Origin of the sequence: Desulfosporosinus sp. (assembly GCF_014237355.1) — a bacterium.
Classification (GTDB): Bacteria; Bacillota; Desulfitobacteriia; order Desulfitobacteriales; family Desulfitobacteriaceae; genus Desulfosporosinus.
This window is the reverse complement of the sequence record NZ_JABZFS010000049.1, coordinates 100,119-123,135: the sequence shown is the minus strand read 5'-3', so window position 1 is coordinate 123,135 and position 23,017 is coordinate 100,119. Positions and strand designations below refer to the sequence as shown.

Annotated in this window: 19 protein-coding genes; all 19 read left to right on the top strand. The window is 41.7% G+C overall.

Annotation, left to right across the window (positions count from 1 at the left end):
- The first annotated feature begins 6 nt into the window (after window positions 1-6).
- The 19 genes from HGJ98_RS10530 (at window position 7) to HGJ98_RS10440 (ending at window position 23,011) form a co-directional block, all read left to right on the top strand.
- Window positions 7-4,725: a DUF5057 domain-containing protein gene (locus HGJ98_RS10530; RefSeq protein ID WP_291351147.1), complete on the top strand. Its 4,719-nt coding sequence runs from the start codon at window positions 7-9 to the stop codon at window positions 4,723-4,725.
- Window positions 4,726-4,900: 175 nt separating this feature from the next.
- Window positions 4,901-5,692, top strand: coding sequence for an A24 family peptidase (locus HGJ98_RS10525; RefSeq protein WP_367142718.1), 792 nt, complete (start codon window positions 4,901-4,903; stop codon window positions 5,690-5,692).
- Window positions 5,693-6,218: 526 nt separating this feature from the next.
- Window positions 6,219-7,373, top strand: coding sequence for a hypothetical protein (locus tag HGJ98_RS10520; RefSeq protein ID WP_291351146.1), 1,155 nt, complete (start codon window positions 6,219-6,221; stop codon window positions 7,371-7,373).
- On the top strand, window positions 7,363-8,232 hold the full coding sequence (locus tag HGJ98_RS10515; protein WP_291351145.1) for a diguanylate cyclase: 870 nt from the start codon (window positions 7,363-7,365) through the stop codon (window positions 8,230-8,232). The genes HGJ98_RS10520 and HGJ98_RS10515 overlap by 11 nt, the downstream gene beginning before the upstream one ends.
- The gene (locus tag HGJ98_RS10510) at window positions 8,219-9,829 is read left to right on the top strand and encodes a DUF2334 domain-containing protein (RefSeq protein ID WP_291351144.1); all 1,611 of its coding nucleotides are present in this window, start codon (window positions 8,219-8,221) and stop codon (window positions 9,827-9,829) included. The genes HGJ98_RS10515 and HGJ98_RS10510 overlap by 14 nt, the downstream gene beginning before the upstream one ends.
- A 1-nt stretch (window position 9,830) precedes the next feature.
- Entirely contained in the window at window positions 9,831-11,099 is a 1,269-nt protein-coding gene (locus HGJ98_RS10505; protein ID WP_291351142.1) for a glycosyltransferase, read from the top strand.
- A gap of 5 nt (window positions 11,100-11,104) precedes the next feature.
- Window positions 11,105-13,153 carry a cellulose biosynthesis cyclic di-GMP-binding regulatory protein BcsB gene (locus HGJ98_RS10500; protein WP_291351140.1) on the top strand — a complete coding sequence of 683 codons (2,049 nt, stop codon included), beginning with the start codon at window positions 11,105-11,107 and terminating at the stop codon, window positions 13,151-13,153.
- Window positions 13,154-13,513: 360 nt separating this feature from the next.
- A complete protein-coding gene (gene sigK, locus HGJ98_RS10495; RefSeq protein WP_291351139.1) occupies window positions 13,514-14,257 on the top strand; it encodes an RNA polymerase sporulation sigma factor SigK in 744 nt (247 codons plus the stop codon).
- Between the two features lie 69 nt (window positions 14,258-14,326).
- Window positions 14,327-14,857 carry a YqeG family HAD IIIA-type phosphatase gene (locus HGJ98_RS10490; RefSeq protein ID WP_291351137.1) on the top strand — a complete coding sequence of 177 codons (531 nt, stop codon included), beginning with the start codon at window positions 14,327-14,329 and terminating at the stop codon, window positions 14,855-14,857.
- 240 nt (window positions 14,858-15,097) lie between these two features.
- Window positions 15,098-15,937 carry a shikimate dehydrogenase gene (gene aroE, locus HGJ98_RS10485; RefSeq protein ID WP_291351135.1) on the top strand — a complete coding sequence of 280 codons (840 nt, stop codon included), beginning with the start codon at window positions 15,098-15,100 and terminating at the stop codon, window positions 15,935-15,937.
- Between the two features lie 109 nt (window positions 15,938-16,046).
- On the top strand, window positions 16,047-16,481 hold the full coding sequence (locus tag HGJ98_RS10480) for a prepilin-type N-terminal cleavage/methylation domain-containing protein (RefSeq protein ID WP_291351133.1): 435 nt from the start codon (window positions 16,047-16,049) through the stop codon (window positions 16,479-16,481).
- Between the two features lie 22 nt (window positions 16,482-16,503).
- Window positions 16,504-17,658, top strand: coding sequence for a chorismate synthase (aroC, locus tag HGJ98_RS10475; RefSeq protein ID WP_291351131.1), 1,155 nt, complete (start codon window positions 16,504-16,506; stop codon window positions 17,656-17,658).
- 41 nt (window positions 17,659-17,699) lie between these two features.
- On the top strand, window positions 17,700-18,233 hold the full coding sequence (locus HGJ98_RS10470; protein ID WP_291351129.1) for a shikimate kinase: 534 nt from the start codon (window positions 17,700-17,702) through the stop codon (window positions 18,231-18,233).
- Entirely contained in the window at window positions 18,205-19,296 is a 1,092-nt protein-coding gene (gene aroB / locus HGJ98_RS10465; protein ID WP_291351127.1) for a 3-dehydroquinate synthase, read from the top strand. The genes HGJ98_RS10470 and aroB overlap by 29 nt, the downstream gene beginning before the upstream one ends.
- Window positions 19,297-19,589: 293 nt before the next feature.
- On the top strand, window positions 19,590-19,961 hold the full coding sequence (locus tag HGJ98_RS10460) for a type II secretion system protein GspG (RefSeq protein WP_291351226.1): 372 nt from the start codon (window positions 19,590-19,592) through the stop codon (window positions 19,959-19,961).
- Window positions 19,962-20,057: 96 nt separating this feature from the next.
- On the top strand, window positions 20,058-20,402 hold the full coding sequence (locus HGJ98_RS10455; protein ID WP_291351125.1) for a hypothetical protein: 345 nt from the start codon (window positions 20,058-20,060) through the stop codon (window positions 20,400-20,402).
- Window positions 20,389-20,889 (top strand): type II secretion system protein J, encoded by a 501-nt coding sequence (locus HGJ98_RS10450; protein WP_367142716.1) that lies wholly within the window; start codon window positions 20,389-20,391, stop codon window positions 20,887-20,889. Before HGJ98_RS10455 ends, HGJ98_RS10450 begins: the two co-directional genes overlap by 14 nt.
- Before the next feature lie 143 nt (window positions 20,890-21,032).
- On the top strand, window positions 21,033-21,308 hold the full coding sequence (locus HGJ98_RS10445) for a hypothetical protein (protein ID WP_291351121.1): 276 nt from the start codon (window positions 21,033-21,035) through the stop codon (window positions 21,306-21,308).
- 5 nt (window positions 21,309-21,313) lie between these two features.
- Entirely contained in the window at window positions 21,314-23,011 is a 1,698-nt protein-coding gene (locus HGJ98_RS10440; protein WP_291351224.1) for a GspE/PulE family protein, read from the top strand.
- Window positions 23,012-23,017 lie beyond the last annotated feature (6 nt).

Sequence of the window (23,017 nt, the reverse complement as noted above, 5' to 3'; positions counted from 1 at the left end):
ATTGCTATGCGAGGGAAAAATGCAATAGTGCACAAACTCTTTACCTGTTTTGTTATTACTCTTCTTTTACTCGGCTATTTGCCAACACCTGTTAGGGCAGGCACTTCTGTTGTCGATCACACAGATTTGCACACACCTGCCCCATGGCCCGCTTCATTTATTCCTTACACAGATACAGACGGCAAGGTCTTCAGCGACAAAAACGGGGAAATAAGTCCCACTCGAGCGGACATTACAAGTGGCCCTAACCTCAAGGGAAAGCAATACGGATCACAGCCTTCGGTCTATTTTCAATCAGACGGAACTAATCTGTTTTTTCGTATGAGGATTGGTAAAAATCCAATTAACAAGAGTAAGTTTTTAAATACGCATTATTTGGCTTCTATTGGAACCCTCACAGTTAGGAATAATCATTGGGAGTCAGCTTTAGTTGTCGGTTTTAATGGAAATGCTAACGGGTCCTACGTATATACAACCAAAAATGGAAGCTCAATCTATAAAGTATATGACGTAACTGCTTCTGGTTCAGTTGCTGATCCTAATCAAGGGGCAAGAGTTGTTCCCGTCTCTGATGGCACAGGTCAATATTTTCTAGATTTCCAAGTGCCGATTAGCGAACTTGCAGAATTTGAGGACACCAATGGAAATGAATTTCAAGGCACAACCCCAATGAAGTTATTCTATGCTACGTCTCAAGCCAATAATCTATCTGTAGTCAATAAAGATTATGTTGGAACATCTGATTCCGGTGGAACAATTACACCCGGAGGACCGGCAGCACCAGCAGTGCCAACAGACTTAGCAGCATCAGGAATAACTCAAACATCCTTTACATTAACCTGGACAGCAAGTCCGGGAGCCACATCCTACAAAGTCTACAAGGATGGAGTCTTATACTCAAGTCCAACCACAAATACAGCTCTAATAACGGGTCTGACAGCGAATACGACTTACTCCTTTACAGTTTCAGCCGTAAACGCTAATGGTGAAGGCGCTAAGTCCGCGGCGTTACCCGTAACGACGCTCCCGGCAATACCAACAGGCCCTCTCTTGAAAGTCTTAGAGGTACAGCCGGGTACAACCTATGACCTTTCAGCACTCCTTTTATCCGGAGCCTTTCCGAACAATCCTATTGATATTACCCAAATATCTATGGCTGAATTCATCAGTAAAGTCGAAGAAATCAATGGAAAATATGATGTTGTTTACATTGGTAATAATCCCTCTGGAGCACAATACTCTGCCTTGGGAACAGACCCAACTTATCTACCCCAGGGGGGATCGAATAATGGCTCAGGAACGTCTAAAGAATATTATAGCGACAACGATATTACTAATAGACGAGCGGATGTCTTAAAGGACTTTGTTTACTCAAAACAGCTCACTATCTTTGCACAAAGCATATTTGACTCAAGAAAAACCCACCCTAAACTCTATGATAATTTTATTGGTTTTAAAAACAACTCTACCTATCCAAATTTTGTGACTGTAAACACCAATAATATCAATAATCTAGTTAGCTCATTTTCCAATTATGTTAATAGTAACGTTGGAAAAAGACCTGTTCTTACCATGAAAAGTCAGCCAACTATCTATGATGGTACGGATGCGAGTTATCAGGAAGCCAAGTCCTTAAGCTTTAGATTTGATATTAATAATAAGACTAGTCTCAATAATATGGTCGCCAAGCTGTATATTGATATGAATGGAGATGGAATCTATAATGCTTCAGATGATTATGCAGGCAGATCAGAAGTAGTTTATGAAATGGGTAATCTAAATAGTGGTACAGGATATACCCTTAATTTTCATCTGCCAGATTCTTTCGTTGGTTTGCAGCCTTGGAAGTTAGAGTTAACCGATACTTCGACAGCCACAGAAAGCTCAAGCGGGTCAAAATCATACGTAACTGGCGCGACAGCGTTTAAAGGGAATAGTGGGGATGAAGTCATCATTCGTCTGTTGCAGCTAATTCCTAATAACAATACTTTTTCTATCTACAGCCTTAGTAATATTAACGGACAAAATTTATTATATAAAGATAAAGTCTACAAGATTAATGTCACCGAAATGAACGTCTCAAATTTTAATGCTGCCTATAATAACCCAACTCCAACTCCTGCGCCCGCTAAAGTCAATGGAGATAACATGACTGCCCCTACGATCCTGAATGGAAATTATGACATGTTGATTATGGGATTTGCCGATGTATATGGTAATAGTGATCTAACAAACACTAAAGCCATCGACGCTCTGAAGAATTTTATTGCTACTAACCAAAGTGTCATGTTGACCCATGATACCCTTACCTTTCAAGTCAATAGTCCAAACACCTGGGGATACAATATAACCCAGAATTTCCGGAAGCTTATTGGGCAGCAAAGATATTATCGTACGGCTCCGGATTCTAACCGAACCTATGATCCAATGCCGAATGCTAGTAAAGATTCCTATGGCTTCACTAATTTGACCCTTGGTAGGTACAACAACGGGGTCTATAACAATGGTAAAACTTTTGAAACGACTACTGAAACACACAAAATTAATGATAATTTAGTCACCCAATTCCCCTTCCCCTTAGGAGATATCACGGTTTCCGCAACACATTTTCAGTACTTTCAGCTTGATTTAGAAGACAAAAGTGTTGTTCCGGTTTATACCTTGACTAATGCAGGAAGTAGTAGTATATATAATCATCCAGGTGATGGGAGAAATGATTATTATACCTATACCAAAGGTAATATCACTTTTTCTGGTACAGGTCATAGTACGGTAAACTCTCTAGAAGAGAAAAAAATGTTTGTCAACACAATAATCAAGGCTTCAAGGGGTGCTAATCATGCGCCGACGCTTGAGGTTCATGGCATAACTGATGGAATGAATATCGCTAATACACTACCTGCTATTGACTTTAGTTTTACGGCAACAGACATTGACCTTAACGATCAATATCAAAATGCGGATATTTACCTAGCGACAAGTTCTAATGGAACAACGTTTAGTGAATATCAAAAGGTTAAACATTATAGTGCAGAAGATCCTGATGTGAGCAAACGAATCAAAAGCGGGATCCCTCAATCCGTCAGTGTTCCCACGATAAATACTAACATTAAAGCTTACAAAGTGAAAGTTGTGGTATTTGACAGCAATAATGCTGAGATTAGTAAAGAAATTAAACTAAATAGTGTAGAGGATCCGCAAATTAGTATTCAGAGCTTTAATACGTTCCTCTTAGTAGGTGACAGGATAGACATTCCTGTGAACGTCACTGCGACAGCAACCGTTCTCAAAGAAACATTCAAAAATATCTCCCTGCAGAGTGTAATGACTAAACCCGATAAGTCTAAAACAACAGTTTACAATGCTAATCTTCCTGAACTGACCTTTAATCCTAGTCCATCATGGCCGAACAATGTTCAAGAAAAGAGTTTTTCATTTACCTTTAATGATGTGGGAAATTACTCCATAGTAAACACGGTAAATTATGATGCGTATTATGGAATTTCTCCTCATTTGTCGGGTAGGACTGTCAGAACAAACGAACAGTCGTTTAGTGTTAGCGTCGACTCTGGTAAGATTGACGTAGAAGTTCTTGATACGAGGTTAAGAGGAATACCAGGTGTGACAGTGAATGTCACAGGCACAAAGTCTCTTGCTGGAATAACAGCTGACAGCGGGCTTGCTTCCTTTACAGACTTAAGCAGTGGGAATTATACGGTGACTTTAGTTGTTCCTGAGGGCTTCTCGATTGAAGGAAGTACAAGTAAGACAGTAACTTTGTCCCCAAGTAATCCACGTGAACCAATTAAGTTTGGATTGAGCGGAAGCTTGCTCAGCAATCCAAGCATAACAGCTACAGGTGGGGGGGGGACGACAGATGTCTTCCTAAATGACCCTCTCCTGGCAAAGGTAGGACTTACCTTAAATAGACCGGCAAGTTTCATAAAGTTAGATTTGAATAACAACCTAAGTGATGGCAGCACCATGAATGTAGCCATTACTAAAGTAAAACTTAACACCACAGATATCGATTTTATTGTTGACCCTAGTGACCCAATGAAGATAATTCCTAAACTGCCAAATAGCTCTTTCCCAAGCGGCGCATACACCATCGATACCACTATTACCCTCAACGGTAGTAGCGTTCAAGCAGGTCAAAGCTATTTTGTGACACTTACCCAGATGACCTCGGCTAGGGATGCAACTACCGGGTACGAAGATAATATTGACTCCGTGCCTCCGCCATTGACAGTTAATGTAGTGTCCGCAACCCTTGACAAGTTGATTTCAAACGCCAAAATCACTACAAAAACAGGATCTAATCAAATTTCAGTTTTGGAAAATGTCCCCATTCAAGGTAAAATTCAAGTTGACCTGAGTAGGCCTGCAACCTATCTGAAAATGGATTTTAGTAATAGCAACGTCAAAGTTGGGCTTTCAAATCTTTATTGTGATTATCAGGGCAGTCGTCAACAGATCAGCTTTGAAGTTGATCCTGACGATCCTACTAAATCAAAATTAAAACCTATTGGTCCCAACACTGTATTCCCAGCTGGAACCTACTCCTTTGATGCCTTAATTACTGAAGCAGACAAAAACTTAGTCATAAAACTTATTGCCACTGCGCAGGACGCGGGAGATGAAAATTTTATCGATTCTACCGAAACTGAGAGCGAGGCGACGTTTCTAACCATCACTATTGGGACACCACCTCCTTTACACTAAATTAATGTGCACTACCTCATATTAGTCTAAAAAAGATAAGACCTCCCGAACGTTTGAGTGTGAGAGCATGGATGCTAAACTTCAAACTTCAGGAGGTCTTTGATGTAAAAGACTGTCTAAGTAACTCTTTAAAAAACGTTGTCTAGTTGCAGAAACTAATACAAGGAGGTTTACGATTATCAGCTACATCATCTTTGTCTTCGGTCTTATCATAGGCTCATTTCTAAATGTTTGCATATCCCGAATCCCGCAGGAGAAGGCTGTAGTATCTAATCCCTCCAGATGTACTCACTGCGGAACGAGACCCAAAGTATTTGATCTCATTCCATTAGTTAGTTATCTTGTTTGCACTGGAAAATGTCGATATTGTCATCAGAAAATACCTGCTAGGTATTTTTTGGTAGAAATGATTACTGGTATAGTTTCAGTGACTTTGTTTATCAAATACGGTCTGTCAGCAGACTTGGGATTTTTCTTATTTCTGATGTACCTTCTAATAGTCGTATTTTTCATTGATCTCGAACACCAGATCATTCCTAATGAGCTGGTAATGATAGGCATGATCGGGGGAACAGCCCTTTTTATTTATACCCTCTTCAGGCCATTTCACATTTATGCCGATCATGCTTGGTGGAACCCGCTCCTGGGACTGGTTTCAGGCTCGGGTTTTCTCTTAAGTGTTGCCTTCATTGGCTCCCTACTTTATAAGAATGAAGAAGTCATGGGAATGGGTGATGTGAAACTATTCGCGCCGATTGGACTGTTTCTTGGTTGGAGAATGACCTTGCTAGCATTATTTCTTTCGGTTGTTCTCGGTGGAATGACAAGCTTAGTATTAATTGTGCTGGGGAAAGCGAATAGAAAAAGTACTATCCCCTTCGGCCCTTTTATTGTCCTCGGAGTCTTTATTACTGTGATGTGGGGTTGGGATATCGCACATTGGTACATTAATACCTATTGGCGTTAATATTTAATATTTAATAAATAGTAGATAAGCAAACTTATTATCGAACAGGTTTAAAGTGCCTTAACGTTTAATATCGCCGATTATCTAGTATTATCGGAAGCGTTGATGTTTTTGAGGAAGAAGGCCAAAGGCCACAGAGAATACTCTTGCTGCATTACCTATGTGTCAATGGAAACAATTTGGTACAAACTTAGATTCTAATGCCCAACTTTTTATGAATAGTATTGAAAATACTCTCAAGCGATACTTTAAAATTAGAACGCCACCTTCACATAAGAAAGGGGCGTTCTTATTCACATATAATAACAAATAAGGTTTGCGTTATCCAAATAACAGTTCCGAAAAAGTAATTGACAATTCTTAATATTAAAGATAATCTTTGAAGGTAAGGGGGGACTATTGTCCTATAACGATAGGACTAATGGACTAGACTTAATTACTGCTATTAATATATCTAAACAAAGTTTATAAGGGAGAATTGATTTTAGCTGCTTAAGAAAATAGTGGTACTAAGAGGGTGCCAAATTTGGAGGGTAAAGGAGTAGGATTATATATTCAAAAAGTTAAATTAGCCTTTGCAATTTTTTTCTTATTTTCATTAACCTTCTTGATTTATGAGTTTAAACTAAATCAGAACGGTAAACTTGTAGGGAAATATATACTGTCTCTCGATGCTGATTCCAAGACTGTCCGTGAAATATTTCAGTTATTGGGTCAACGTTTTATTACAAAAGAAGGTTTGCTAACCGACTGGCAAGGTGCCGGTACAGAACACGGTAATTTTGTGCTTCTGGAAACTCAAGGGCAACTAATGGAATGTGCAGTCTTAGCAGGGAATAAGAACTTATTTGATACGGTTCTTGGAAATGTTAGAATTCACTTCTTGGCTCCCAAAGGGTATTTATACTGGCGATTAAGTTTACCAGACCTAGCCCCAGATAATGCTACTGCATTGGTGGATCAATTGAGAATAATACGGAGCCTTGATCAAGCTAGCAAATTATTCAATGGGCCTCTTTATCAACTAGAAACTCGATCGGTTGCATTAAGTATTTATCGCTTTAATCGAACAGCAGATTTGTTTTGTGACAGTTATGATGGGCGAATAGGAAAACCGGAGCTAAGAATATCACTGTTTTATATTGATCCTTTGGGACTAGGGGTAGTATCCAAAATCCTTCCTCAAGCTAAACCAGCCGTGCAAAATACTTTAGACATACTTAGACATTCGCCAATTAATGAACTTGGGTTTTTTCCGTCATGGTATGATTTGCTAAGTAGTAATTATATATGGCCCGAAACGTTTATGACTGTCGAGCAATTATTTACGATCGATTTCGCCCAGAAGGCAGGAATGAATGTAAATACTTCTTTAGAATTCTTGCGAAATAGTATCCAAATTAATAATAAGATCTATAATAATTATAATATTGACGGAAGTCCAAATGGATCTGATGACTCCGCAGCAGTTTATGCCTTAGCGACTCGTGTCTTTCGTCAGGCAGGAGACTCTGAAAACGCACAATGGTGTTACGACCGAATGCTCTCATATAGAATTAAAGATCATAATGAATTGAAGGGTGCCTTTGCTTATGAAACTAGCCAGTCGGCCTTTGCCTATGATCAATTGGAAGCTTTGTTAACACTTTACCAAGAAGGGGAGAGAACAGTTGGCCAATGAACCATTTTTCTTGAAAACTGTTCGAAAAGATTATCTTTTCTTTATGGCCATTTTTCTTCTATGGTTAGTATTATTGGCAATAAATATGTCCGTGACCCCAGGTGTCAATCTAAGTACTTTCGTGCTTATGAGCTGCACTGTTGCCGCTTTGTTGATCGGCTATGTCTTTGGTCTTATGATCGGACTAGTTACTTCATTAGCTTTTGTCTTTATTTATGGTTCCTACCTGATTTACAGTGTGCTAGTAAGTGGGAATATCACTGAACTAAAGATACAGTACGCTGTTTGGCTGTTCGTTGTTCCACTGGCATCTTATTTATCGGGACAGATGAGTTTCTATATTAACAATGTTGTCTGGCAACTGGAGAAACAGTCTGAGCTTATGGAATTTATTACAATTGATGAACAAACTAAATTTCTCAACAGAAAGGCTTTTTTCTTAAAGTTAGAAGAAGAAGTGTCCCGTTCACGACGATTTATACAACCATTAACCCTTATTGTAATTGTCCTGGTCAACGAGACAGAGATGCGAACGGTTTACGGACAAAGAGGGATGAGTGACATTATTAAGGAGATGGCCAGAATAATTGAGGAACAGACACGAATCATAGACTTGAAGGGTTGTTTGGACTCAGAGACAACGGCCATAATCCTCCCGGGAACTCCTCTTGAAGGGGCTGCCTTAGTTTTAGAAAAGCTTAATCATGCCTTGGACAGAATTAGTGTAATAATAAATGGTAAGAAAAAAATAATTAAACTAAGGTTTAAACTGGGGAAAGCTGAAGTGAGGATAGGTGAGGACGATATTTTTGCGCTTTTTGACCGTGCTTTGGAAGAAACGAAGTATGATCTGGGTTAGCATTCCTCTAATAGCCATAGTCGTATCGGTATCGATAGCTCGTGGTGAGGCTTCAGGACCATGGACGGGTTTGCAGCCTCAAACCAAAGCCTTAGTGTTATATGAAAGTAAGACGAGGTTTGGCGAAACTTTCCCCCTCGTTAATGCTCTTAGTGAGTACTTAGGACACTTTGATATTCAGGTTGAAGAAATGGACCGTTCTCATTGGTCAACGGGTTGTTCTAAGGGATACGATTATATTTTTTATTTAGGACATAAATCGGCAAAGCTCCCTGCAGAATTGCTCCTTGAACTGAGTTATGTCAGTGTGCTTTTTTGGTTTGAGCAGAACATTGAACAGTATGCAAATCTAAAAGGATGGCCAGATTTTAAGACTTTGGGTTTGAAAAATCAATTTGTTTCCCTTCACTATAGGGGACGAAATCTATCGATCAGTCCTAGTGAGGAATTATACTGTGCCTATCCAACTGATGGGAATAACTTAGTAATGGTTGATAATTTACATGAGCATGTTCCTTTCGCTTGGAAAAAGGACAATATCGTGTACATTAGTCGACTAGACTTTCATAATCCTTTGAACTTAATATTAGCTAGCGTTCTAGAAGAGATTATTGGCAGAGACCAGGTTGAAATTAGAGAGGTATTGCTGAGGATTGAAGATATTCAACCGCTCACTTCACCGGATACGCTATCCGAGTTGATAAACACCTTAGCTGTTGCACGGGTTCCCTATGCAATAGCCTTAACCCCAACTACCATAAGTAATGGAAAAGTTGTTACTTTGGCAGAATACCCCAACTTACTTGAGGTGTTAAAGACTGTTGAATCAAACGGCGGGTGTTTTATCCTTAAAGGGTATGAAGCTACTTATGAGAACGAGTTAGAGTATTGGGATGCCAATCATGATAAGCCCCTTGAGGAGGTCAAAGAAAGCATTGCCCTTAGCAAGATTAGTCAAGGCATAGAATGTTTAGCCGAGTTAGATTTGTATCCAGTTGCTTTTGAAGTACCGGGATCCGCCATATCGCGTGACGGGTACCAGATTTTAAATCAGCATTTTAGTACTTTGTCGGGACGGGTTCAACTTAATGACACATCAGCCTCTCTAACCTTAGATGCTCCGTTTACGTTTCGATCTAAACGGTCAGGAATGATAGTATATCCTGAAAATCTAGGCTATTATGATCCTAGACTATTAGATCCTGCAGGCGCTATTCTGGCTAAAGCCTATGAATTGTCGGTTGTTCCTGATTGTAGTGCTGGTCTTTATTTTCACAGTTATATTGAATCCAATAACTTAGTACCAATCATAGAAGGGCTGCGCTTATTAGATTTCCAATTTGCCGATTTACGTAACAAAAATTATCAGGTAACAACTCCTAAAATTTTAATCGTGGGGCAAAATGGTCATCGCTATATTAATTCAGACATACCCATAATATCGTTTGACCACTCGCTTAGGGGCCTGAGATTGTCATTGCGCAACTGGTTTTATGTATTAACTGTATTAATTGTATTTATCATTGCATCATTTATTATAATTCTATCTCGACTCCGGCGGAACAAGACCATTATTTACGAACAAAGGAGGCTTTAAAATGGGGAGTCTTTCTTTGGCGGATTGGTTATTTATTTCAACCATTGTAGCAATCTGGTTGCTGCTTCTTTACCACGTAATTCTTACCTATGCTGGGTATCAAAGGTTTAAGTCATCATTTTATGATGAAGCGAATTTAGAGCTTGACAATCTACAAGTTTACCCAATCGTATCAGTCCTTATACCAGCTCATAATGAAGAAAGGGTCATTGGTCGTACCGTAGAGGCTTTGGCTAGATTAGATTACCCAAAAGAGTGTATAGAAATTATCGTTATAAACGATAGTTCTACTGACGGTACAGGTAATGTATTGGCAGAAAAGCAGAAACTATATCCTTTTCTAAAGGTAGTCACAATTAACCCTCCTTTGGGAGCCAAGGGAAAGTCAAATGCTCTTAACCAAGGTTTTTTAGCTTCATATGGAGAGTATGTTGTTATCTATGATGCCGATAATACCCCGGAAAGGCGCGCTGTTCGTAGGTTGGTTGAGGCAATAGTAAACGACCCTTCTATAGGGGCAGTGGTAGGAAAATTTCGTACTCGTAACCGAGATGTTAATATGCTTACTCGTTTTATAAACATTGAAACTCTTAACTTTCAATGGATCGTTCAAGCTGGACGTTGCAGTCTTTTTGGCCTCACTACAATTACTGGTACAAACTTTCTTATAAGGCGAAGTATATTGGAGAAAATTGGGGGATGGAACATTAATGCTTTGACCGAGGACACCGAGTTGACGGTACGGGTTTATGATCAGGGTTATCATATTACTTGGATACCTGATTCTGTGACTTGGGAGCAAGAACCCGAGAAATGGGGTGTTTGGATCAAGCAACGGACCCGTTGGGCTCGTGGAAACTTATGGGTAATCAACTACTATATGAGGAACATCTTTAAATTGAGTAATAAACGAATCGCCGGAGATATTATCTATTTTTTCTTTACCTATGGGATTTTCTTTTTTGCCATAATTATTTCAGATCTAATTTTCGTCCTAGGGTTATTGGGTAAAAGTGGACTTACTTTAACGGGACCATTTACTGTTATTTGGCTACTGGCCTATGCCATGTTTATCTTTGAAACATTTATCTCTGTAAACTTTGAAAGTGGGGAGGGAACTGTCCAAAATCTACTGCTTATTTGTCTAATGTATTTTACCTATTGTCAGCTCTGGCTTTTTATTGTCTTGAAGGCAGCTTTTGCAGCCTTGAGTGATCGTATATCAGGTTCAAAGGCACTTTGGTACAAGACTGAACGGTCTGGAGGTTAGTTTCAATGTCTAAAAAACTGATTTTAATGGCTTTGTGGTCTTTGTTGTTAATCCTATTTCCCGGTACAGTTAGGGCGGTAGAAAGTCAAAGGTTGCAGATTTCCAATTTGAGTCTTTTTTCTAGTGAGCAAGTATTTAAGGCACCTTTTAATCATGCATCGTTTTACTTTACCTTGCAACCTTTTTCTCAAGCTGATAAACATTGTTTCCTTGATTTAGTGTATACTCATTCCGATATCCTTGATTATGAAGCATCTAATATTACGGTTCACATTAACGGCATACCCGTAGGGAGTCGACATTTTTCGAATGAGGATAAAGAAAATGGCTCATGGAGGGTTGATTTACCTATTCATAATTTTGTACATGGGATAAATAGAATCGAGATTGCAACTAAACAAAGTACAAACGGATCGAGATGTCAGGATATTGACAATGAGGGGAATTGGGTCGTTCTTTCTCCACGCTCGAATTTGCATTTAGAATTACTAACGGGTCCGACAAGCTTATCTACATATCCTTACCCTTTCCTAGACCCTATTTCAGTGCAACCCATTCAAAGCATCTGGTATTTACCAAATAATACGACTGTCAGCAATATCGAAGCGATGTTAGAGACAGCTTCCGATTGGGGTGTAAAACAACGTTATCGATCGCTTAAGTTCCAAGTTAAGGTGGGGAAGGTTAATGCGGATGGTGGAAATAAGATTCTTTTTGGGCAACTCAAAGAATGGCCGGGCATGGAAAATACTGATTTGCCCTCTGAAGTAGGGATTCTTTCATTTAAACAATATGACCAGGAAGGGGATGGGGATACCCTTCTTATTTCTGGTACTGATCCTGTTGGTCTATTTAAAGCAACTTCCACTCTAAGTAGTCCTGAGACTGTTCAGCAGATCAAGGGTAATTCTCTATTCGTTCAAGATACCCTAGCTCCGACCTTGCCTCGAAATAATAGTGTAGGATTAGCTGGCGCCTACACCTTATCTGATTTGGGTTATTCAGATATTGCTTTGACAGGTATCTTCCATCAGGACACTAGTATAGTCTTTAATCGCCCGCTGAATTGGCGGCCTGGTGACGCGAGTTATATTGATGTACATTTCAGGCATTCTGCTCAATTAGATCCTACAAAGTCAGCTCTTACTGTATATATAAACGAAATTCCAGTAAAGAACACTCCATTAGATACGAATAATATCGATCATGGTATACTCCACGTTAAGATTCCGGAATCGGAATTAAATAAATCTTTTTGGACAATCAGGTTTGCATTTATGAATTATATCGACGTAGATGGTTGTCAGAATCGTTATGATGAGGTGGCTTGGTCCGTACTTAACAAAGAAACCGAAATTTATTTGGCTCCAGGGGAATATAATAGTTCATGGGAATTAAGAGAATTCCCAATACTTTCCAATCCAGGGGAATCCACTATAAAGGCGACAATGTGGTTATCCGAAAGTCCGGATTCCGAGGAACTTACACTGGCAACAATAATTGCTGCACGAGCAGCTCAGAAAGGGCAAATCATCGATTGGAACGTTGTGATGGGATCAGAAACCGATCAGTTAGCAGATAAGGGTCCTGTGGTGATGCTCGTCTATAAGCACGAAAAGGAGCGCTTAGATGCATTAAGGGGATATCTCCCAGCTTGGCCGGATCACGATGGAGGCTATGAGGTTGCACCTTTTGTTAGTTTTATCCCTGACGAAAATAATATTGCTGCCCTGATTGAGGTGTCTTCATCTCCTTGGAATAAACAACAAGCAGTCTATGTAGTCCTTGGCACAAACACGGATTCTTTAGGTAAAGTCAGTGAAGTTCTCTCTAATAGTACAATCGCTGAGAAGTTAAGCGGACAATTAAGTATCATCTCTAACGACGGAAGTATTACATCATTGACTTCTTCTCGTGATGCGCTTATTGGTAAACCGGGAATTATTAAGCGAAAACCAGTTCTTGGATATGTAATGATTGTTGGAGTTGTATTATTACTCATGATTGGTAGTCTGTGGATTATACGAAAAAGGGATAGAGGGTCAAAAGGTTGAGAAAGATCAAGTACGTAACTCTTATAATCCTTATAGTGTTTATACTAACTACGACTTTTTTTTGGATGTTCTATAAGGCAAATAAATCGAATCAAATAACTTATCCGTCTGTTCGTCAATTTAACGCCTTACCTAATCCGGAGCATGAGGATGTCGAACGTTCTTTGAATGATTTTTGGCGTATCTATCTTAAAGAAGATTAGCATTCTATTTATGCAATTGCACGTATTATAGCGGTTCAGTTACTATTGTTTAAAACAAAAATTCAAAAATGCCAAAGGCGAATTTAATAAAGTGGATAAGCAAATTTTTCTCCCTTTAAGCATAGGTATTAAAACACAGTGCGAAAGGGGTGAGATAATGCTTGCGGAACTCTTTTTTGTCAGTATTGCACTCTCTGTCCTAAAGGGAGTTACCTTATTAGTCTCGTATATCAACAATAATGCATTTCCTCAGCCCTTAAATGAGCAGGAGGAAGCACGTTATTTAAAGATCCTCGCTGAAAGCAAAACTGAACCCTTTACTCTAACTCCCGAAGTTGAAAACGCGCGCAATACCTTAGTAGAACATAATTTGCGGTTAGTAGCTCATCTTGTCAAAAAATTTGATGGAACCGGAGAAGATGGAGATGATTTGATCTCCATTGGAACCATTGGTTTAATCAAGGGGATTAATACCTTTGATCCCAATAAAGGGACTAAACTTGCCACCTACGCCGCACGGTGTATCGAAAACGAAATTTTAATGCATTTGCGGTCCTTGAAAAAGTCCCGCGGCGAAGTCTCAATCTATGATCCAATTGGTACGGATAAAGAGGGTAACGAAATTTCATTGATTGATGTGCTTGGTTCGAATGAAGAGGATATCTCTTTAAAAGTTGAAAACGAGGCTGAGCAAAAGGCTTTGCTCGAACTTGTTAAGAAGCTGACAAAGCGAGAAAAATTAGTTCTTCAATTGCGCTATGGCTTGATGAACAGTCCGAAGCGCACCCAACGAGAGATTGCCAAGGCTCTGGAGATTTCTCGATCCTATGTCTCAAGGATTGAAAAGAAGGCCATTCAAAAATTGATGGAAGAGATGGGAAAGATTGATTCAAATAGGTAAGTCCATTACTTGCTCTTGCGGCATTCTCTAGAGTATAATGATATAAACTTATGTGCTTTGGAGGATTCTATGTTAGAGTATTTTCGACCGACACGTCAAGCTAATTCGCTCGATCTTATTTCGATAGAACAACTTGATCAGGATGGAATTCGAGGGCTGATTATTGACTTAGATAATACGATGACCCCCTGGAATAATGTAGAAGTAGGTCCCAAAGTGGAAGCTTGGTTTAAGAAAGTTAAGGCTGCCGGAATTCGAGCGTGTGTGGTGTCTAATAATAGTAAGCGGCAGCGCGTAGCCGTGGTTGCTGATCGATTAGGAATTCCCTTTGTTTTTGGGGCGACAAAACCGCGACGCAGAGCATTTCAGGCGGGAATGGAACTTTTGCAAACCGGACAAAAGGACACCGCTGTTATAGGGGATCAGTTGTTTACAGATATTTTAGGCGGAAATCGTCTCGGTTTGTATACGATTTTGGTCACGCCCATTAATGATCATGAGTTTATCGGAACGCGGATTATGCGTCGAATGGAGAAGGTGCTTGTTTGGATCATGAAGCATTTTGCTTCGGCCAAACCCTTCAGCCCGAAAATTCATTAAGCATCTAGGAATGGCTCGGCCATTCCTTTTTCGTACTACACGCATGTCTTTTACGTATCAGATAGAATAAGTACAGGGTCCCCCTTATACTCGATACTAAGTACTTTGTCATTCTGAGCACAGCGAAGAATCTTCTTTACCCCTGCTTTCGGATTAAACAGGGTAGATTCCTCACTTCGTTCAGAATGACAATCCTCTTGTTTCAACTTGTTTCAAAGGTTAAGAAAAGGAATGTGATCTGTGGAAAAACATTATGCAGTTATCGGTGATCCAATTGAGCATTCGCTCTCCCCTATAATGCACAATGCAGGGTATCAGGCCCTGGGAGTCGATGCACAGTACCAGCGCTTTCAGGTCCAGGCCGGCCTTTTAGCGAAAGCGGTAAAAGGTCTCCAGGCCTTGGGTTTCTCCGGTTGGAATGTAACCTTACCCCACAAGGAGTCCATTATTGCATACCTGGATGTCCTTACTCCCCAAGCTATGCGTGCCGGGGCGGTCAATACCGTTAAAATTCATGAAGGAAAACTGATTGGACACAATACGGATGGGGACGGGTTTGTTCGTTCCGTGGCTGAGGAACTTAAGGAATTTAAGGGGAAAAAGGCAGTCCTTTTAGGTTCAGGTGGGGCCTCTAAAGGAATTGCTCTAGCCCTAGCCGAGCAAGGAATGAATTTACATATTCTTAATCGCACCCCGGGTAAGGCGAAGGACCTGGCTCAAGTCATCCAAGGCCAGGGAGGAACTGCAACATCAGGAGAGTTTTCTCCAGGAGAGTGGCTTAGGGATGTAGACCTTTTAGTTCAGACAACCTCGGTAGGGCTTAAAAGAGAACCCTTTCCATTTCCATTGACTGGGATCTCTGCCCAGGCGCTGGTTGTAGATATCATATTTAACCCAATGGAAACTCCTTTTTTAAAAGAGGCGAAGAAACTGGGGTGTCGTACCCAGAATGGCTTAGGGATGCTTTTATATCAAGGAGCGTTGGCCTGGGAGTTCTGGTTTGATGGACAAGCTCCCGTCGAGGAGATGCGGCAGGCATTGAAGCAACGACTCCTAGAGCGGATGTTTTATAAAGAGTAAAGGTGAATAGAAGTTTGGTTTTGTTAGTTTGAGAATCTTGGTCTTGTATTGTAGATGCCTTAGAGATATAAAAGTAAGTAGAAGCAAGTGGAAATAGGGGAAGAGGGAAATGAGCGAAGTAAAGGCTGATGATCAAGGATTTACATTGCTGGAGATATTGCTCGTTTTAATTCTCTTAGCGGGTTCAGGGTTTTATCTACTTATTAAGCTTCCAGTGAACGTTGAAAAACAAGATCTAGCCTTCGAGTCAACCAAATTATTAGAGGACATACGAGATACCCGTCAGGCTGCATTGGCTGAGAATATCTCCTATGTGGTCAAGTTTTATTATATGGGAGATCCCCATTATCAGATTTTCAGACAAGGTAAATTGATAAAAAATACTTATCTTCAGGATGGGATCGAGTTCTTGGGAACCCCACAGGATTTAACCTTTAACGCTTTAGGGCGAAGTGCGGGAACCACCATCACTCTGAAAAATTCATTGGGTGAGCAAAAAAGTGTCATTATTGCCCCAGTGGGTATGCGCATACGCGAAAAGTAGGGAATAGAGAGAAGGGACAAACGTGCGATTTTTAACGGCAGGGGAATCACATGGTCAAAAACTAGTGGGAATTATCGAAGGCCTTCCTTCGGGTATGAAAGTTTCCAAGGCTCAAGTCGATGAGGTTCTCAGAAAACGTCAGCGAGGCCCGGGACGTGGTGGGCGAATGGCGATTGAACAAGATGAAGTCCAGCTTATTTCCGGCGTAAGAGGGGGATTAAGTACTGGAGCCCCTATCGCTTTGGAGATTCTTAATCGTGATTGGGAAAACTGGGAGAAAATCATGACTTGGAGAGACGACGCTGACTTAGAGAGTCGCAAAGTTATGACTCCTCGTCCGGGACATGCGGATCTAACAGGAGCTCTAAAATATCGTACAGAAGTACGAAATATCCTCGAGAGAGCTAGTGCCCGAGAAACCGCCATGAGGGTGGCAATCGGGAGTATTGCCAGACAGGTACTAAATGCCCTTGGAGTGGAGATCAGGGGGCATGTGCTGGCTGTAGGGGGTATTCGGGCAGACTATGTGGAACAGGAAGACTACTGGCAGCGAGTTGAACAATCTGAGTGGTCTGTAGGAGACCCGGTTGCTGAACAGGGGATGTGGGAAAGGCTTAGCATTGCACGGGAACAAGGGGAATCTCTGGGCGGACTCTTAGAAGTACAGGTGCATCAAGTCCCTGCAGGATTGGGATCACATGTCCAGTGGGATCGAAAATTAGACGGCAAATTGGCTCAAGCCGTTCTCTCAGTGCAAGCAATGAAAGGGATCTCCTTTGGGATAGGGTTTGAAGCTGGAGAACGTCTGGGGTCTAAGGTTCATGATCCAATTCGTTTTGAAGAGGGGCAAGGTTATAGAAGAGCCTCCAATCATGCCGGAGGAATTGAGGGGGGCATGAGCAACGGAGAACCTATTATTCTCCAAGCGGTTATGAAACCAATTCCTACCCTTTACCAACCTTTAGATACCGTACATCTTGAGACCAAAGAAGTTGTTAAGGCAACTGTCGAGCGTTCTGACATCTGTGCCGTGCCGGCCGCTTTGGTAGTCTTGGAACATGTAGTGGCTTGGGTTATTGCCGAAGCAGTACTTGAGAAATTTCCTGCAGATAGCTTTATAGAATTACAAACAGCTTGGCAAGATTATAAAAGTTCCCTACTGGGGATAGAGCTTTGACTCTTCGCACCCCCACATCGAATATGAGAGGAAGGATCTCCATGCGAAACATTGTTCTCATTGGATTTATGGGAACTGGCAAAAGCACGGTCGGAAAACGCTTAGCTCAGTCGCTCGCTTGGGATTTTGTTGATACAGATTATGAAATTGGAGAAGTGACTAGCTTAAGTGTCAGTGAAATTTTCAAGAGGCATGGGGAGACACGTTTTCGTTCAGAAGAAAGCATCGTGGTGGCACGGCTTAGTCAGCAAGAGCGACTTGTCATTGCAACGGGTGGAGGAACGGTATTAAACCCCCTTAACTGGAATGCTTTAGCTCAGAATGGGATCGTCATAGCTCTGCATGCTTCCCTAGAAGCAATTCTTGCACGGATTGGGCATAAAAACGACCGTCCACTTCTCAAAGGTCCGAGAGAAGCCATCGAGAAATTGTGGTTGGAACGGCAAAAGTGTTACTCTCAGGCAAACTTCATCATAGATACATCGCAAAAAAACGTAGATGAAGTGGTGAAAGAGATTCTGACACTACTAGAGGGGATGGGGAAGAATGAGTTTAGCGAAATGGCCAAAAATTGAAGTAACGGCGGATAAACCCTACCCAATTTTTTTAGGGTCATCCCTTAAAGAGTTAGGCGATTACATACACCTTCGGTTTGAGGACTTAGAGCACATTCTTATTATTTCACATCAGGTAGTAGCTGATTTATACGCCGAACCTCTCAAGCAAGGGCTTCTTGACTACCGTGTGGATCAATTAATTGTCCCCGCTGGAGAAACGGAAAAGTCTCTAGAACGTTTGAGTCAGCTTACAACAGCGGCCCTTAGTTGGGAAGCCGACCGCAAAACCTTGGTTATTGCTCTGGGAGGTGGGGTTATCGGGGATTTGGCGGGTTTCTTTGCCAGTGTCTTCATGCGGGGGATTCGTTTGATACAAGTCCCTACTACGTTGTTAGCGCAAGTGGATAGTAGCATTGGTGGAAAAGTAGCAGTCAATCATCCGGCAGGTAAGAATATATTGGGAGCCTTTTATCCTCCACAAGCGGTTTGGACAGATTTTTCAACCCTCGAAAGTTTACCTTGGGAAGAAGTTGAAAACGGCTTAGCTGAGAGCATTAAGCATGCCTTGATTGCAGACCGGGACCTTTTTGAGTTTTTTGAGAAGGAAGAAAAGAGGATCAAGCAACGGGAAAAATCGATTTGGAGCGAAATGGTGACACGGTCTTCCGCTGTCAAGGTAAAAATTGTTTCCCAAGATGAACGAGAACAGGGAGTGCGTGCCCTACTAAATCTGGGACATAGTTTCGGACATGCCTTGGAGACTGAGATGAACTATCGCGGTATAACTCATGGGCAAGGGGTTAGCATTGGCATTATGGCAGCCACCTATCTAGCAAACGCTAAAGGCCTAATGACCATTGAAGAAGTTGATCGAATCAAACGTTTGCTTAATTCTTTTGGCTTGCCGATTATGATTAAAGAACAAGATCCTCAAGCTTTGTTGCAACGCATGCAAGCGGATAAGAAAAACCAAGGAGGCCGAAAGATTCTAATCCTGCCTAAGGGAATAGGGCATGCGATTGTTTCCAAGGAATGCACTGATTCCGAAATTCTAGCTGCCTGGCAAAAGGTTATTTCTTAACACAAAGTATATAAAGAAGCTTAGCGGTTTTAACTGTAGTTGAGCGAGGGAACTATATGAAATCTGACAAAGGCCAAAGGGTCTTTGTCAGATTTTTGCATTTTACGGAGGAGTAATCTGTCTGTTGATGGAGTAATAAAGAGTATTACAAGGGAGAAGGGCAATTGAACATATTTTCAAGGAAGATCTGTCGAGAGAAGAAGGGATTTTAGAATGGATAGAGAAATCAAGAAGAATTATAAGTAAAAAATAATTTTTATATCATTGAAAGATGTGAAATAACGTTGAGAACCGTGAAATATGGAATAAAAGCGGCTTTGCAAAGGGCGAAGAAAGTAGAACATTCCGGTTTTATATTGTGGGAACTTATCGTGGTCCTATTCCTTATGGGAGTGATCCTAATCTTGTGCACACCGCATTTTAGTTCGGCTTCTAACCACCTTCGAATGCAAATGAATCGAGCGAACATACAGAGTATCGAAGGTTCTGCCCAGCTTTACCGGATTGATGTTGGAACTTATCCGTTAAGCGTTACAGATTTGCTTGAATCTCCCATGGGTTCGACTCGTTGGCAAGGCCCGTATTTGAAGGAAATTCCAATTAATCCGTTTAATTCAGAGCAGGGATATGAGCTTGATTCTTCGGGGCTAGTTAAAAACTCCTAGCATCTTACTTACAACGTTCTTGAGCGAGACCATAAGGGGGTAGATGCCATCAAAAACCATAACTTCGTACCTACGAAAGGATATGTTTTATTCGATGTGTTACTAGCCCTATTTCTTTTTTCCTTAGGTTTTGCAGCCCTTTTTGGATTGACGGTGGGAGCGCTATATGAATCAGGCCAAGCCTCGAATCTAATGGAGGGGGCCAACCTTGCCCAGAGTAAGATGGATCGCCTGGCAGCCCATGAGTGGAGTGATAATTTTGCTCGGCGTGACTGTGTCCCAGGTGGGATTGTGGAAGGAACCGACGGGAGATTCCATTGGCTCATCCGTTCAGAATGGCACGACAGCCCTGAGCTTTTGGAAGTCGGGGTGGAAGTCCATTGGATGGAACGAGGAAACCCCTATCAGTACAAACTGGAGAGTCTTTATGCTGTTGAATAGGAGGGGACATTCGGAGCGAGGGTTAACCCTTATGGAAGTATTATTTGCCCTATTGATCTCCGGCATTTTCTTAATGATTGCTATGCGTTTATTAACAGATCAGTGGCGGGGATCCAGGGCACTTAAGGATCACTTAGAAGCGCATTATGCCGTCATGACGGCTGGGAAAACAGTTTCTGACGCAGTCCGGATGGCCGAAACTGTGAATTGGACAATGGAGTCCAGGGTCTTGAGGGTTTTACCCTTGCCAGATGATGTTAACCCCTTACCTACACTTGATTCGTATTTCATCGATGACTTAGACCGGGATGGGAAAAGGGATCTTTATTGGAAACACTTGGGGGTTTCTCAACCAGTGGCAAGTTATGTGACTGGCTGGAACTGTGTGGAGGTGGAACCAGGCTTGTGGGAAATCGTCCTAAAAGCAGATGCAGATGGGCAAATCGTGACTTGGCAATGCCTCATACGGCAGAGGCTATCTCCTTAGGGTTTTTGAATAACTTCACTGGGTCCAATTATTTCGGCAAGCAAAGGCCTAGAGGTTATGTTAGTCTACTTATCCTCCTGCTCCTGACGTCGTTTTCAGGATTAGGGATGGAAGGTTATCTCAAGGCAAATGCGGAGCATCGCATGGTAAAAAGGGAGACCCAAAGCAGGCAGGCCCTTTACCTTGCTGAGGGGGGGATTGAGTGGGCTAAAGCGCATCTACCGGCTAATCCAGGTTTGCGGCGAGGGAGCTTATCCTTCGAAACGGGGCAGGTTGACATCCTAATAGAATTGAGTGAAGGAGAGTATATTGTGACGGCTAAAGGACTTTCCGGGCTTGCTGTTCGAAAAATTGAGGAACGACTACAGGTGGAGAATGGAACTTGGATCATCCTAGGTTATCAGGAGCTTCATTGGTGACGATCATGCAGAACTATGATGGATTTGGTCAGTTTTTACTCGCTCAGGGCTATGTCGATGAAGAGGGATTGTCTGTAGGAACAGAATTAGCGTCGCAAAATGGAGAATCCCTTGTGGATGTTCTTATGAGTAGGGGTGTCTTACCTAAATCAAGGTTATCTGAAGCTGTCAGTCGATATTTGGGCATCCCGGAAGTTAATCTGACTAGAGTCAACATTGACTCTTCCGTAGCAGGCCTAATTCCTGAAGAAATTGCTCGCCGATATACTCTGATTCCCTTGGAACGACGATCGGGAGTTTTAAGAGTTGCTATGCTTGATCCCACTCACGAACGAGCCCTTAGGGATGTTCGAATGCTTACCGGGTTAGATGTTGAGCCGGTATTCGCCAGGGCTGAGGACATTGAGGCTGCTATTCGTAAGTTCTTGACAGTAGAACAATCCGTTGCTCGCCTTGTTCATTACGCAGACCGTGTTTTTGAAGACCAGAACATTTGGTCCATGGAGTCTTCTGAAACAACTGAATTCGACCCTCAAGAGGGTGAGGTCCCAACCCTTAAATTTGTGTATTCAGTATTACATGAGGCAGTTGTGCAAGGAGTCAGCGATATTCACTGGGAACCTCGAAATAGTGGTTTTGTCGTGCGTTATCGTATTGACGGCAAATTAATTAGAAAACATGATCTATCTGCAAAGGTTGCACGAAGTATCGTCTCCTGTTTAAAGGTCATGGCACAAATGGATGTTGCAGAGCGCCGTTTTCCACAAGATGGGCGAATGACCTTTAGTGCGGGACTTCGGAGAGTTGATCTTCGAATGTCCTCCATGCCAACGGTGTATGGAGAGAAAATTGTGGTACGTATTTTAGATCCAGAGATGGCTCAACGTTCACTCAATGATTTAGGGATGAGGTCAGAGGTCGAAAAAGGGGTCCAGACTTTATTGCAACGCCCCAATGGTCTGCTGTTAGTGGTCGGGCCAACAGGAAGTGGTAAGACCACGACCCTTTACGCACTGCTCAGGGAGTTAAATGCTGAGGAGCAAAATATTATATCGATTGAAGAACCTGTAGAATATAAACTAACAGGGGTAAACCAAGTGCAAGTCAATCTTCCGGCGGGGCTCACCTTTCCTGTCGGGTTGAAACATAGCTTACGCCAGGATCCCGATGTCATCATGATTGGTGAGATCCGAGATGAAGAAACCGCACGAATTGCCATCACCGCTTCCCTCACAGGACATTTAGTTTTATCAACCCTACATACAAACACAGCAGCTGAGGCCTTAGCTCGACTTATTGATATGGGGGTAGAGCCGTTTTTGCTAGCCTCAGCGGTTAGTGGAGTTTTGTCCCAACGCTTAGTGCGTAGATTATGTGAACACTGTAAGACCTTATATAAGGTATCAGAGGCTGAGAAAAGAGCACTTCGAATTCCGACCTCAGTCTCCCAACTGTATCGTGCTGTGGGATGTCTCGATTGTCTGGAGACCGGATTTAGGGGGAGAATTGGTATACATGAATTCTTGCTCTATGATCAGGAGATTAAAGAATTAGTACTTTCAGTGCAAAATGCCAGAGACATTGAACAGCAAGCGATCGTTTCCGGGATGCTTACTGTGTACGAGGATGGTCTGTTAAAAGTGATCCAAGGACTTACGACGGTGGAGGAAGTATTACGAGTTACCTCGAGTATAGAAGGATAAGGAGAC

Excerpts from the sequence above, each read along its gene's own strand:
- aroB (WP_291351127.1), top strand. The coding sequence starts at position 18,205 with ATGAGTTTAGCGAAATGGCCAAAAATTGAAGTAACGGCGGATAAACCC.
- HGJ98_RS10500 (WP_291351140.1), top strand. The coding sequence starts at position 11,105 with ATGTCTAAAAAACTGATTTTAATGGCTTTGTGGTCTTTGTTGTTAATC.
- sigK (WP_291351139.1), top strand. The coding sequence starts at position 13,514 with ATGCTTGCGGAACTCTTTTTTGTCAGTATTGCACTCTCTGTCCTAAAG.
- HGJ98_RS10490 (WP_291351137.1), top strand. The coding sequence starts at position 14,327 with ATGTTAGAGTATTTTCGACCGACACGTCAAGCTAATTCGCTCGATCTT.
- HGJ98_RS10445 (WP_291351121.1), top strand. The coding sequence starts at position 21,033 with ATGGTAAAAAGGGAGACCCAAAGCAGGCAGGCCCTTTACCTTGCTGAG.
- HGJ98_RS10440 (WP_291351224.1), top strand. The coding sequence starts at position 21,314 with ATGCAGAACTATGATGGATTTGGTCAGTTTTTACTCGCTCAGGGCTAT.
- HGJ98_RS10480 (WP_291351133.1), top strand. The coding sequence starts at position 16,047 with ATGAGCGAAGTAAAGGCTGATGATCAAGGATTTACATTGCTGGAGATA.
- HGJ98_RS10530 (WP_291351147.1), top strand. The coding sequence starts at position 7 with ATGCGAGGGAAAAATGCAATAGTGCACAAACTCTTTACCTGTTTTGTT.
- HGJ98_RS10470 (WP_291351129.1), top strand. The coding sequence starts at position 17,700 with ATGCGAAACATTGTTCTCATTGGATTTATGGGAACTGGCAAAAGCACG.
- HGJ98_RS10510 (WP_291351144.1), top strand. The coding sequence starts at position 8,219 with ATGATCTGGGTTAGCATTCCTCTAATAGCCATAGTCGTATCGGTATCG.
- HGJ98_RS10505 (WP_291351142.1), top strand. The coding sequence starts at position 9,831 with ATGGGGAGTCTTTCTTTGGCGGATTGGTTATTTATTTCAACCATTGTA.
- HGJ98_RS10450 (WP_367142716.1), top strand. The coding sequence starts at position 20,389 with ATGCTGTTGAATAGGAGGGGACATTCGGAGCGAGGGTTAACCCTTATG.